Origin of the sequence: Pseudomonas entomophila, assembly GCF_029478665.1 — a bacterium.
GTDB classification, from domain to species: Bacteria; Pseudomonadota; Gammaproteobacteria; order Pseudomonadales; family Pseudomonadaceae; genus Aquipseudomonas; species Aquipseudomonas entomophila_F.
The window spans coordinates 60,486-72,755 of the sequence record NZ_JARPQB010000026.1; the positions used below are offsets into that span (position 1 = coordinate 60,486).

The 12,270-nt window shown below is 65.5% G+C and carries 10 protein-coding genes and 1 pseudogene; 7 read left to right on the top strand and 4 right to left on the bottom strand.

All coding sequences use genetic code 11. The features are described 5' to 3' along the window. The first annotated feature begins 162 nt into the window (after positions 1–162). Positions 163–1,656 carry an aldehyde dehydrogenase gene (locus P5705_RS14990; protein WP_277461611.1) on the top strand — a complete coding sequence of 498 codons (1,494 nt, stop codon included), beginning with the start codon at positions 163–165 and terminating at the stop codon, positions 1,654–1,656. 117 nt (positions 1,657–1,773) lie between these two features. Further along, positions 1,774–2,913 carry an MFS transporter gene (locus P5705_RS14995; protein WP_277461613.1) on the top strand — a complete coding sequence of 380 codons (1,140 nt, stop codon included), beginning with the start codon at positions 1,774–1,776 and terminating at the stop codon, positions 2,911–2,913. A gap of 82 nt (positions 2,914–2,995) precedes the next feature. Here P5705_RS14995 and P5705_RS15000 read toward each other — a convergent pair whose 3' ends face one another. Then, positions 2,996–4,552: a phospholipase D family protein gene (locus tag P5705_RS15000; RefSeq protein ID WP_277461614.1), complete on the bottom strand. Its 1,557-nt coding sequence runs from the start codon at positions 4,550–4,552 to the stop codon at positions 2,996–2,998. A 48-nt stretch (positions 4,553–4,600) separates the two neighbouring features. Then, positions 4,601–6,031: a PLP-dependent aminotransferase family protein gene (locus P5705_RS15005; protein WP_277461616.1), complete on the bottom strand. Its 1,431-nt coding sequence runs from the start codon at positions 6,029–6,031 to the stop codon at positions 4,601–4,603. A 178-nt stretch (positions 6,032–6,209) separates the two neighbouring features. On the opposite strand from P5705_RS15005, the gene P5705_RS15010 reads away from it, so the two are divergent. Further along, the gene (locus P5705_RS15010) at positions 6,210–6,440 is read left to right on the top strand and encodes a DUF1127 domain-containing protein (RefSeq protein WP_277461617.1); all 231 of its coding nucleotides are present in this window, start codon (positions 6,210–6,212) and stop codon (positions 6,438–6,440) included. Positions 6,441–6,619: 179 nt separating this feature from the next. Here the strand turns inward: P5705_RS15010 and P5705_RS15015 are convergent, their stop codons facing one another. Then, positions 6,620–7,912: an NAD(P)/FAD-dependent oxidoreductase gene (locus tag P5705_RS15015; RefSeq protein WP_277461618.1), complete on the bottom strand. Its 1,293-nt coding sequence runs from the start codon at positions 7,910–7,912 to the stop codon at positions 6,620–6,622. A 134-nt stretch (positions 7,913–8,046) separates the two neighbouring features. Between P5705_RS15015 and P5705_RS15020 the strand changes: the two genes are divergently transcribed. Continuing rightward, a complete protein-coding gene (locus P5705_RS15020; protein WP_277461619.1) occupies positions 8,047–8,400 on the top strand; it encodes a YkgJ family cysteine cluster protein in 354 nt (117 codons plus the stop codon). 4 nt (positions 8,401–8,404) lie between these two features. Here the strand turns inward: P5705_RS15020 and dadR are convergent, their stop codons facing one another. Then, a complete protein-coding gene (gene dadR / locus P5705_RS15025; protein ID WP_003258963.1) occupies positions 8,405–8,893 on the bottom strand; it encodes a transcriptional regulator DadR in 489 nt (162 codons plus the stop codon). A gap of 155 nt (positions 8,894–9,048) precedes the next feature. Here dadR and dadA point away from each other — a divergent pair. The 3 genes and pseudogenes from dadA to P5705_RS15040 all read left to right on the top strand — a co-directional run. Next, positions 9,049–10,338, top strand: a pseudogene (gene dadA / locus P5705_RS15030) (D-amino acid dehydrogenase); the annotation flags it as partial. A gap of 147 nt (positions 10,339–10,485) precedes the next feature. Further along, the gene (alr, locus tag P5705_RS15035) at positions 10,486–11,559 is read left to right on the top strand and encodes an alanine racemase (RefSeq protein ID WP_277461644.1); all 1,074 of its coding nucleotides are present in this window, start codon (positions 10,486–10,488) and stop codon (positions 11,557–11,559) included. A gap of 108 nt (positions 11,560–11,667) precedes the next feature. Beyond that, positions 11,668–12,216 (top strand): cupin domain-containing protein, encoded by a 549-nt coding sequence (locus P5705_RS15040; protein WP_011536384.1) that lies wholly within the window; start codon positions 11,668–11,670, stop codon positions 12,214–12,216. The last annotated feature ends 54 nt before the right edge of the window (positions 12,217–12,270 follow it).

A 12,270-nucleotide genomic window follows, 5' to 3' on the forward strand; every position in this document is an offset into this window, starting at 1 on the left:
ATCAGTAGGCTTTTAGGCCATTCGTGTCAAATATATTGATAGTTTCCCCGCCCTGGTTTAGGGTGTCGGATGCCGGTGTGCGTTCCTCACCCGGCCAGAATTTCTGACAGCGCCCGTGAGTCCTCAGTGCGGCGTTGCACCTTAACAAGAGAGGAGTTTCCTATGACCACCCTGACTCGTGCGGACTGGGAACAGCGTGCCCAGCAACTGAAGATCGAAGGCCGCGCCTTCATCAACGGCGAATACACCGATGCCGCATCCGGTGAAACCTTCGACTGCCTGAGCCCGGTGGACGGACGCTTCCTGGCCAAGGTCGCCAGCTGCGACCTGGCCGACGCCAACCGCGCTGTCGAGAATGCCCGTGCCGTGTTCGAATCCGGCGCCTGGTCGCGCCTGGCCCCGGCCAAGCGCAAGGCAACCCTGATCCGCTTCGCAGGCCTGCTGCGCCAGCACGTCGAAGAGCTGGCCCTGCTCGAAACCCTCGACATGGGCAAGCCGATCGGTGACTCCTCCTCCATCGACATTCCAGGCGCGGCCAACGCCATCCACTGGACTGCCGAAGCCATCGACAAAGTCTACGACGAAGTCGCCCCGACCCCGCATGACCAACTGGGCCTGGTGACCCGCGAGCCAGTGGGCGTGGTGGGTGCCATCGTGCCGTGGAACTTCCCGCTGCTGATGGCCTGCTGGAAACTCGGCCCGGCTCTGGCCACCGGCAACTCCATCGTGCTCAAGCCGTCCGAGAAGTCGCCGCTGACCGCCATCCGCATTGCCCAGCTGGCCATCGAGGCCGGCATTCCGAAAGGCGTGCTGAACGTGCTGCCAGGCTACGGCCACACCGTGGGCAAGGCCCTGGCCCTGCACATGGACGTCGACACCCTGGTGTTCACCGGTTCCACCAAGATCGCCAAGCAACTGATGGTCTATGCCGGCGAGTCGAACATGAAGCGTGTCTGGCTGGAAGCCGGTGGCAAGAGCCCGAACATCGTCTTCGCCGACGCCCCTGACTTGCAGGCCGCCGCCGAAGCTGCCGCCAGCGCCATCGCCTTCAACCAGGGCGAAGTCTGCACCGCCGGTTCGCGCCTGCTGGTCGAGCGCTCGATCAAGGACAAGTTCCTGCCCATGGTGGTCGAGGCCCTCAAGGCCTGGAAACCGGGCAACCCGCTGGACCCGGCGACCACTGTCGGTGCGCTGGTCGACACTCAACAGATGAACACCGTGCTGTCGTACATCGACGCCGGTCACCAAGACGGCGCCAAGCTGCTGGCCGGTGGCAAGCGCACGCTTGAGGAGACCGGTGGCACCTACGTCGAGCCGACCATCTTCGACGGCGTGACCAACGCCATGCGTATCGCCAAGGAAGAGATCTTCGGCCCGGTGCTGTCGGTGATCACCTTCGACACCGCCGAAGAAGCCATCGCCATCGCCAACGACACCCCGTATGGCCTGGCGGCCGGCATCTGGACCTCGGATATCTCCAAGGCCCACAAGACCGCTCGCGCCGTGCGTGCCGGCAGCGTCTGGGTCAACCAGTACGATGGCGGCGACATGACCGCGCCGTTCGGTGGCTTCAAGCAGTCGGGCAATGGCCGTGACAAGTCGCTGCATGCGCTGGAGAAATACACCGAGCTGAAGGCGACCTGGATCAAGCTGTAATCGCCGGGGCCGCTTTGCGGCCCTTTCACGGCACAAGGCCGCTCCTACAGGGGTTACGCGATTCCTGTAGGAGCGGCCTTGTGCCGCGATAGCAGACCCAAAAATCTGGAGACCAAGATGCGTTGGGGAACCTACTTTGCCGTGCTGGCGGCGGTGCTCAGTGTCGGGCTGGCGCTCGGCGTGAGCATGCCGCTGGTGTCCTTGCGCTTGGAGGCCTGGGGCTACGGCGGGTTCGCCATTGGGGTGATGGCGGCGATGCCGGCGTTGGGTGTGCTGGTTGGCGCCGCCGTGGCCAGCCGCCTGGCGGGCTGGGTTGGCGTTCCGGCAGCGATGCGCCTGTGTTTGTGGGGGGGCGCGCTGTCCATTGGACTGGTGGCGCTGCTGCCGAGCTACCCGTTGTGGTTGCTGCTGCGCCTGATGATCGGCATGTCGCTGACCGTGGTGTTCATTCTGGGTGAAAGCTGGATCAACCAGTTGGTGGTCGAGCAGTGGCGCGGGCGGCTGGTGGCGTTGTACGGCAGCAGCTATGCCCTGAGCCAGCTGGCCGGGCCCATGGTCCTGGGCTTTCTCGGTTCGGACGACGACTTCGGTTTCTGGGCCGCGACTGGCTTGCTGCTGGTCGCCCCTTTGATCCTGTTTGGACGAGGCGGAGCACCGAGTACCGAGGCATGCAGCGTCACCTTCCGCGACCTGTTCGGCTTCTGCCGGCGCTTGCCGGTGATCGCCTGGGCCATTGCGCTGTTCGCAGCCTTCGAGGCGATGATCCTCACGTTGTTGCCGGTGTACTGCCTGCAGCAGGGCTTTACCACGGAGGTGGCGCTGTTCATGGTCAGCACCGTGGTGGTGGGCGATGCGGTGCTGCAGTTGCCGATTGGCGCGCTGGCTGATCGCATGTCGCGTCGCTCGCTGTTCGGTGGATGCGCGCTGACCTTGCTGGTCAGCAGCCTTGCGATTCCGCTGCTGCTGCACACACCCGTGATCTGGCCGTTGTGGGTGCTGTTCGGTGCCAGTGCGGGCGGGTTGTTTACCCTGTCGCTGGTGCTGATCGGCGAGCGGTACCGGGATGACGAACTGGTGCGGGCCAATGCCCATGTGGCTCAGCTGTGGGGTATCGGTTGCCTGATCGGGCCGTTGCTGGCCGGGGCGGGCAGCCAGTGGATCAGTGGGCATGCGTTGCCGTTGCTGATGGCGGCGGGGGCTGCCGGGTTGGTGGTGTTGATCCGTAGGCGGGGAGCCTTGGAGCCGGTGTCCGCCTGATCGGTTCGCCGGCAAGGCCGGCTCCTACATGGCAAACGCTGTGCCCTGTAGGAGCCGGCTTTGCCGGCGAATGGGCCGGTAGCTACAACATCTTCTCCAACCCGACCGCCTTGCTGATCCACGCATTGAACCGCCGCCAGATCCCCCCAGGCTCGGTCACCAGCATATGCCGCTGGCCATTGTCCTCGGTGGCCCAGACCATCTTCCCGCCCACCAGCATCGGCTGGTAGCTCAAGGCTGGCGCCATGCCCTGCACCGCCAGGTCGCGGGTGTATTCGGCCAGCTCCGGGCTGTCCACCAGCACCCCCACCTCGGTGTTCCACAACACCGAGCGCGGGTCGAAGTTGAACGATCCAATGAAGGTCTTGCGCCGGTCGAACACCATCGCCTTGCTGTGCAGGCTCGAATCGGAACTGCCATGGAAACCCAAGCCATGCCGGGGCCGCTTCTCGCCCGGTTGGCGACGCAGTTCGTACAGTTGCACGCCATGTTCGAGCAGGGCGCGCCGGTAGGGCGCATAGCCACCGTGCACGGCCGGCACGTCGGTGGCTTCCAGCGAATTGGTCAGCAGCTTGACCGAGGTGCCGGCGTCGGCGCGGCCGGTCAGGTACAGCAAGCCTGTCTCACCTGGCACGAAGTAGGCCGAGACCAGGATCAGTTCGCGATGGACGCTGTTCAGGTCCGGCGCCAACTGTCGGCTCAACAGCAGCTGCGGGTCGGGCTCATCGTCGGCCAGGACCTTGCTCGGCGCATCCCACAGTGCCTGGCTGTGGGCCCAGACCAGCTCGTTGCGCCACTGCCCCAGACGCGGTTGGTACTGGTAGTCCATCAGCCGGTCATACAAGGCCTTGCGCTCGACACGAGCCTTGGCCAGCCAGGTTTCCAGGCGCTGGCGGCTGGCGTGCAGGTCGTCGGCGCCGGGCTGGCGCCAGAGGAAGTCGCCGATGGGGCGGCTCAGGGCGCTGTTCCAGTACTGGTCGAAGCTGTGACCGAGTTGCTCGGCCACCGGGCCCACCCCCAGCAGGTCGATGTCGGTGAAGTTGAGGTTGGGCTCGGCGTCGAAGTACTCGTCGCCCAGGTTGCGCCCGCCGACGATGGCCATGCTGCTATCCGCCAGGAACAGCTTGTTGTGCATGCGCCGGTGCTGGCGCGACAGGTTGAACAGCCGGCCCATGGCGCGGGTGGCGCCGGTTTCGCGCCCCAGGTGCAGCGGGTTGAACACGCGGATGTGGATATTCGGGTGGGCGGCGAGGGTGCCGATCAGGTTGTCGAGGCCGTCGCTGGTGGTGTCGTCGAGCAGGATGCGCACGCGCACGCCGCGGTCAGCGGCGCGCAGCAGCTCATGGACCAGGGCGCGGGTGCTGAGGCCGTCGTGGACGATGTAGTACTGCAGGTCGATGCTCGCCTGGGCGTTGCGGATCAGCTCGGCGCGGGCGCGGAACGCCTCGTTGCTGTTGGGCAGCAGGCGAAAGCCCGAGCGCCCGCCGTAGGGCGCCGCCTGGCGCAGCACCGAGCGGCCGAACGCCGAGTCGGCGGCGGGCAGGGCCTGGCTGACTTCGCGAGGTGTGTCGCGGCTGGCGCAGCCGGCAAGGCCGAGCAGCAGTGCCAGCAGCAGAGGCAGGGCTCGCTGGAATCTCAAGGGTCGATCATCCTGTACGGCGGGTGAGCGGTGCGGGGCGGCGCAACGTTACCTGTCGGCGCTTTGCGGATCCAGTAGACGAAGGGCGGTTTCACCCACCTTGCGCACGGCGGCTTCGATCTGCGGCGTTGGTTGCGCGGCGAAGTTCATGCGCAGGCAATGGCGATACTTGCCCGAGGCCGAGAAGATACTGCCGACGGCGATCTGCACCCCCTGCTCCAGTAAAGCGCGGTTCAGGCGCAGCGTGTCGAAACTTTTCGGCAACTCCACCCACAGCATGAAGCCGCCTTGAGGGCGGCTGGCGCGGGTGCCGGGTGGGAAGTAGCGGGCCACCCAGTCGCACATCTGGTCGCGCCCGCGCTGGTATTGGCTGCGCATGCGCCGCAGGTGCGGCTGGTAATGGCCTTCGGCGATGAAATCGGCGACGGCCAGTTGCGGTTGGCAGGCGGTGCTGCCGGTGCTGATGTACTTCATGTGCAGCACCCGCTCCAGGTAGCGCCCCGGCGCCACCCAGCCGACCCGCAGGCCCGGGGCGAGGGTCTTGGAGAACGAGCTGCAGAGCAGCACGCGACCGTCGTCGTCGAACGACTTGATGGTGCGTGGGCGTGGGTAGTTGTAGGCCAGGTCGCCGTACACGTCGTCCTCGAGAATAGCCACGTCGTAGCGTTGGGCGAGGGTCAGCAGGGCCTGCTTGCGCGCCTCGGGCATGATGTAGCCGAGGGGGTTGTTGCAGTTGGGGGTGATCTGGATGAGCTTGATCGGCCACTGCTCGAGGGCCAGTTCCAGGGCCTCCAGGCTGATGCCGGTGATCGGGTCGGTGGGGATCTCCAGGGCTTTCATGCCCAGGCCCTTGAGCGTCTGCATGGCGCCGTGAAAGCTGGGCGAGTCGACCGCGACGATGTCCCCGGGCTGGCAGACGGCGCGGATGCTGCACGACAGCGCCTCGTGGCAGCCGGTGGTCACCACCAGGTCGGCCGGCCCCAGGCGGCAGCCGGAATCGAGCATCAGGCGGGCGATCTGTTCGCGCAGGTGAGCGTTGCCGTGGATGTTGTCGTAGTACAGGCCGGGCATGTCCATGCGCCGGCTGATCTGCGCCAGGCTGCGCAGCAGTGGCTTGAGTGTGGGGCTGGCGACATCGGGCATGCCGCGGCCGAGTTGGATCACGTCGGGGCGCGGTGTGGCGCGTACCAGTTCCAGCACCTGTTCCCACTGGGAGATATCCACAGGTCGCTGGACGGGGCGGCTGATGTCGGGCAGGGCCGGGAGGTTACGGTCCTCGGCGACGAAGTAGCCGGACTTGGGCCGTGGCGACACCAGGCCGTTGTCCTCCAGCAGGCGGTAGGCCTGCTGCACGGTGCTCAGGCTTACGCCGTGCTCGACGCTCAGGGAGCGCACCGAGGGCAGGCGCTGGCCGGGGCGATACAGGCCCTGTTCGATGCGGGCGCCGAGCAGTTCGGCCAGGTTGAGGTAGAGGGTCACGGCATACTCCTGGGATTCTGTGTGGTTCCGACCAGTACAGATCGCGCAAAAATACGCCATTCAGCCCGCTTTTCGCCAATTCTGTATGGGAATAATAAGCTGGTTTTGAGTCTGTATTGTCGAGGGTGTGAACGCGCATGCTGTCTCCATGGTAACCACTGATCGGGAGATCGCAGCGATGAGCGGCTTGAGTGATGTGCGCGTGCAACTGTTGGCCAAGGAACTGGAGGAGGGGGGGCGAACCAAAGTCTACAACCCGTCCACTGGTCTGAGTCGCTGGGGCCTGATGCTACATCGCTGGCGCACCCGCAAGGCCCTGTTGGAGCTGGATGCCCGCCAATTGCGTGACATCGGGCTGACCTGGGAGGAGGCCCGGGAGGAGGGTTGCAAGCCGTTCTGGCGGGAGTGAGTTTGCTGTTGATCTCGGACCTTTCGCCGGCTTGCCCAGATGTTTCAAACCGGCACGATCTCTGTAGGAGCGGCTTCAGCCGCGATCACCCGCGGAGCGGGTGCCAGACCCCGCATTGCCTGCATCGCGGCTAAAGCCGCTCCTACAGACGGCGAAAGACCCGCGCTGCAGTTCTCGACTCAAGCCAGCTCTTTGAGCCGATACCAGAGCATCCCCAGCGCCAGCAACGGTGAACGCAGCAGCTTGCCACCCGGGAAGGTGGTGTGCGGCACCTTGGCGAACAGGTCGAAGCGCCCGCTGTGCTGGCCGCAGATAGCCTCGCCGAGCAGGCGCCCGGCCAGATGGGTGGCGTTGACGCCATGGCCGGCGTAGGCCTGGGCGTAATAGACGTTGGGATGGCCGGTGAGGCGGCCGATCTGCGGCAGGCGGTTGGCGCCGATGCCGATCATGCCGCCCCACTGGTAGTCGATGTGCACATCGGCCAACTGGGGGAACACCTTGAGCATCTTCGGCCGCATATAGGCGGCGATGTCCTTCGGGTCACGCCCGGAATAGTGGCAGGCACCGCCGAACAACAGGCGGTGGTCGGCGGACAGGCGGTAGTAATCCAGGGCCACGCGCTGGTCGCACACCGCCATGTTCTGCGGCAGCAGCTGGCGCGCGCGCTCCTCGCCCAGCGGCTCGGTGGCGATGATGTAGCTGCCGGCAGGCAGCACCTTGCCGCCCAACTCGCGATTGAGGTCGTTGTGATAGGCATTGCAGCACAGCACCAGGGTCTTGGCGCGCACCCGGCCTTGCGTGGTGTGCACCTTCACTTCGGGGCCGTACTCGATGCGGGTGACTTCCGACTGCTCGAACAGGCGCACGCCCAGGCGGCTGGCCACGGCGGCCTCGCCCAGCGCCAGGTTGAGCGGGTGCAGGTGGCCCGAGCCCATGTCGACCAGGCCGCCGACATAGCGGTCTGAACCCACCACCGAATGCATGTCATCAGGCTGTACCAGGCGCAGCTCGTGGCGGTAGCCCAGGTTGCGCAGGGTCTCGGCTTCCTCGGCGAAGCCTTCCAGCTCGCCGGGCTTGTTGGCCAGGTCGCAGTAACCCCAGGCCAGGTCGCAGTCGATGCCGTGGCGCTCGACACGGTCGCGGACGATTTCCACCGCTTCCAGGCCCATCAGCTTGAGGCTGCGCACACCGTCCTCGCCGATCACCGGGAGGAATTGCTCCAGGCCATGGCCGACACCGCGGATCAGTTGCCCGCCGTTGCGCCCGCTGGCGCCCCAGCCGAGCTTGCGGGCTTCGAGGAGGATCACCGACAGGCCGCGCTCAGCCAGTTCTATAGCGGTGTTCAGGCCCGAGTAGCCGCCACCGACGATGCACACGTCGGCGTTGTGCTCACCTTGCAGGAAGGCGTGGTCGGGGTGTGGCGCGCTGCTGGCGGCGTAATAGGAGGCGGCGTGCTGCGCGCTGTGGACCATGGGTCGATTCCTGGGTTGAGGCGAAAGGGGGAGGATAGGCAAATGGCCGGTTCGCCGGCAAGCCGGCTCCTACAGGGGGATGAGCTGTCGGCGAATGGGCCTATAATCCAGCCAATTCCTTCTGATACGCCGCCATGTCCTGCAACCGCCACAAGATCCACTTCCTGCGTGAACTCATTCCCTCCTTCGAGTGCGAGCCCGGCTGCCACGACTGCTGTGGCCCGGTTACCACTTCAACTGAAGAAATGGCCCGCCTGCCGCGCAAGACCCAGGTTGAACAGGAGGCCGCCCTGGAGCGCCTGGACTGCGTGCACCTGGGCCCGAACGGCTGCACGGTCTATGAAGAACGCCCGATGATCTGCCGTCTGTTCGGCACCACCCCGCGCCTGGCTTGCCCTCGCGGTCGCGGCCCGGCGCAGCCGATCGAGTCCGAGGCCGAGCAACTGGTCCACCAGTTCATCGCCACGACCCGTCAGGTGCTGGTCTGACGCCTCAGTCCGGAATCGGCAGGCACAGGCTTTCCTTCACCTCTTCCATCACGATGTAGCTCTTCGACTCGCGCACGTGCGGCAGTTTGAGCAGGATGTCGCCGAGCAGCTTGCGGTACGACGCCATCTCCGAAATTCGCGCCTTCACCAGGTAGTCGAAGTCACCCGACACCAGGTGGCACTCCAGCACATGGGGCAGCTTGAGCACCGCGCGGCGGAACTCCTCGAACGTGTCGCCGGACTTGTAGTCCAGGCTGATCTCGACGAACACCAGCAGGCTGCCCTTGAGATGCTGCGGGTTGAGGCGGGCGTTGTAGCCCATGATGATCCCCTCGCGCTCCAGGCGGCGCACGCGCTCGGTGCAGGGGGTGGTGGACAGCCCGACTTTCTCGCCCAGTTCGGTGAAGGAGATGCGGCCGTCATTCTGCAGGATCCGCAGGATGTTGCGGTCGATCTTGTCCAGTTCACGTTTGCTCTGGTGCTGGGTTCTCATAGGGGATGCCCCTCCGTCAAAGGCGATCTTGCCGAGAATTCTCGCCAAATATAGGCGCTTATATAGTGAATAGCACTGGTCGGAGATTCTTATACTGCGCGCATCCATGCCATATCAACAAAAGTCTGCGGCAAGCCGCGTGCGAGGGATAAACAATGCGAGTTCTGGTACTTGGTAGCGGTGTGATTGGTACCGCCAGTGCCTACTATCTGGCCCGGCAAGGTTTCGAGGTCACGGTGGTCGATCGTCAACCGGCGGTGGCCATGGAAACCAGCTTCGCCAACGCAGGCCAGATCTCGCCTGGCTATGCCTCGCCCTGGGCCGCCCCGGGCGTGCCGCTGAAGGCCATCAAGTGGCTGCTCGAGCGCCATGCCCCCCTTGCCATCAAGCTGACCGGCGACGTCGACCAGTACCTGTGGATGGCGCAGATGCTGCGCAACTGCACCGCCAGCCGCTACGCGGTGAACAAGGAGCGCATGGTGCGCCTGTCCGAGTACAGCCGCGACTGCCTCGACGAACTGCGCGCCGAAACCGGCATCGCCTACGAAAGCCGTAGCCTGGGCACCACCCAGCTGTTCCGCACCCAGGCGCAACTGGATGCCGCGGCCAAGGACATCGCCGTGCTGGAGCAGTCCGGCGTACCTTACGAGTTGCTCGACCGCGACGGCATCGCCCGCGTCGAACCGGCCCTGGACAGCGTGAAAGGTATCCTCGCCGGTGCCCTGCGCCTGCCCAACGACCAGACCGGCGACTGCCAGCTGTTCACCACCAAGCTCGCCGACATGGCCATCAAGCTGGGCGTCGAGTTCCGCTTCGGCCAGGACATCCAGCGCCTGGACTTCGCCGGCGACCGCATCAACGGCGTGTGGATCGACGGCAAGCTGGAAACCGCCGACCGCTACGTGCTGGCCCTGGGCAGCTACTCGCCGCAAATGCTCAAGCCGCTGGGCATCAAGGCCCCGGTGTACCCGCTCAAGGGTTACTCGCTGACCGTGCCGATCACCAACGGCGACATGGCGCCGACCTCGACCATCCTGGACGAAACCTACAAAGTCGCCATCACCCGTTTCGACAACCGCATCCGTGTTGGCGGCATGGCTGAAATCGCCGGTTTTGACCTGTCGCTGAACCCGCGTCGGCGCGAAACGCTGGAGATGATCGTCAACGACCTTTATCCTCGCGGCGGCGACCTGAGCCAAGCCAGCTTCTGGACCGGCCTGCGCCCGGCCACCCCGGACGGTACCCCGATCGTCGGTGCCACCGCGTTCCGTAACCTGTTCCTCAACACCGGTCACGGCACCCTGGGTTGGACCATGGCCTGCGGTTCCGGCCGCCTGCTGGCCGACCTGATCGCGCGCAAGAAGCCGCAGATCAGCGCCGAAGGCCTGGACATCTCGCGTTATGGCAACAGCCGCGAGATTGCCAAGCACGGGCAGAGCGCGCCGGTTCANGTATCAGCACAAAACCCTGTAGGAGCGGCTTCAGCCGCGAAGCAATCAACACTGTTCCCTCACCCCGGCGCGGTGGGTACTTACCCCCATCCGCCGTGCCGGGGCTTTACCGATAACCAGAACTGCCAGAAGGCTGCCGCCATGCGTCCCGCCCGTGCCCTGATCGACCTCCAAGCCCTCCGTCACAACTACCGCCTGGCCCGTGAACTGACCGGCGCCAAGGCCCTGGCCGTGGTCAAGGCCGACGCCTACGGCCATGGCGCGGTGCGTTGCGCCCTGGCCCTGGAGAGCGAAGCCGACGGCTTCGCCGTGGCCTGCATCGAGGAGGCGCTGGAGCTGCGCGCGGCGGGCATCAAGGCGCCAGTACTGTTGCTCGAGGGCTTCTTCGAGGCCAGCGAGCTGGCGCTGATCGCCGAGCACGACCTGTGGTGCGTGGTGCATTCGCTGTGGCAGCTGGAAGCAATCGAGAAAACCCCGGTGCGCAAGCCACTGAGCATCTGGCTGAAGATGGACACTGGCATGCACCGGGTCGGCGTGCACCCGAAGGACTACCAGGACGCCTATCAGCGCCTGCTGGCCAGCGGCAAGGTGTCGCGCATCGTGCTGATGAGCCACTTCGCCCGCGCCGATGAACTCGACGACGCCGCCACCGAGCAACAGGTGGCGGTGTTCGAGGCGGCCCGCCAGGGCCTGAGCGCCGAGTGCAGCCTGCGCAACTCGCCGGCGGTGCTGGGTTGGCCGAGCATCAAGAGCGACTGGGTGCGCCCGGGCATCATGCTGTACGGCGCCACGCCCTTCGAGGTGGAGCAGGCCGAGGCGGCGCGCCTGCAGCCGGTGATGACCCTGCAATCGCGCATCATCAGCGTGCGTGAACTGCCAGCCGGCGAGCCGGTGGGCTACGGCGCCAGGTTCATCAGCCCGCGTCCGACCCGGGTCGGCGTGGTCGCCATGGGCTATGCCGATGGCTATCCGCGCCAGGCACCCACCGGCACCCCGGTGGTGGTGGCCGGCAAGCGCACCCAGCTGATCGGCCGGGTGTCGATGGACATGCTCTGCGTCGACCTCACCGAAGTGCCCGAGGCCTCCGTCGGCAGCCCGGTCGAGCTGTGGGGCAAGCAGGTGCTGGCCAGCGACGTGGCGATGCAGGCCGGCACCATTCCTTACCAGATCTTCTGCAATCTCAAGCGCGTGCCGCTGGACTATATCGGCGAATAAGGCGCTGAAGCGGACAGGCTGCGGGGTGGTGTGTTGTAAATACTGAACGGCATTGCCATCATATCGTTCACACTTCCCCCACCTCGACCGTTTCTGGAGGCGCACGCTTTGGACGTCGGTGAACGACTGCAAGCCATCCGCAAGCTCAAGGGCCTGTCCCAGCGCGAACTCGCCAAGCGCGCGGGCGTGACCAACAGCACCATCTCGATGATCGAGAAGAACAGCGTGAGCCCGTCGATCAGCTCCCTGCGCAAGGTGCTCAGCGGTATCCCCATGTCCATGGTCGAGTTCTTCTCGGTCGAGCTGGCGCCCGAGAGCCCGACCCAGATCGTCTACAAGGCCCATGAGCTGATCGACATCTCCGACGGCGCGGTGACCATGAAGCTGGTGGGCAAGTCGCACCCCAACCGGGCCATCGCCTTTCTCAACGAGGTGTATCCGCCCGGGGCCGACACCGGTGAGGAGATGCTCACCCACGACGGCGAGGAAACCGGCATCCTGCTCGAAGGCCGCCTGGAACTGGTGGTCGGTACCGAGACGTTCATTCTCGAGGCCGGCGACAGCTACTACTTCGAAAGCACCCGCCCGCACCGTTTCCGCAACCCGTTCGAGGAACCGGCGCGGCTGATCAGCGCGGCGACCCCGTCGAACTTTTGATCCAGCGCAGTGCATTGATTCGCCAATACCCTTTCCCCGAGTGTGGTCGTTCCA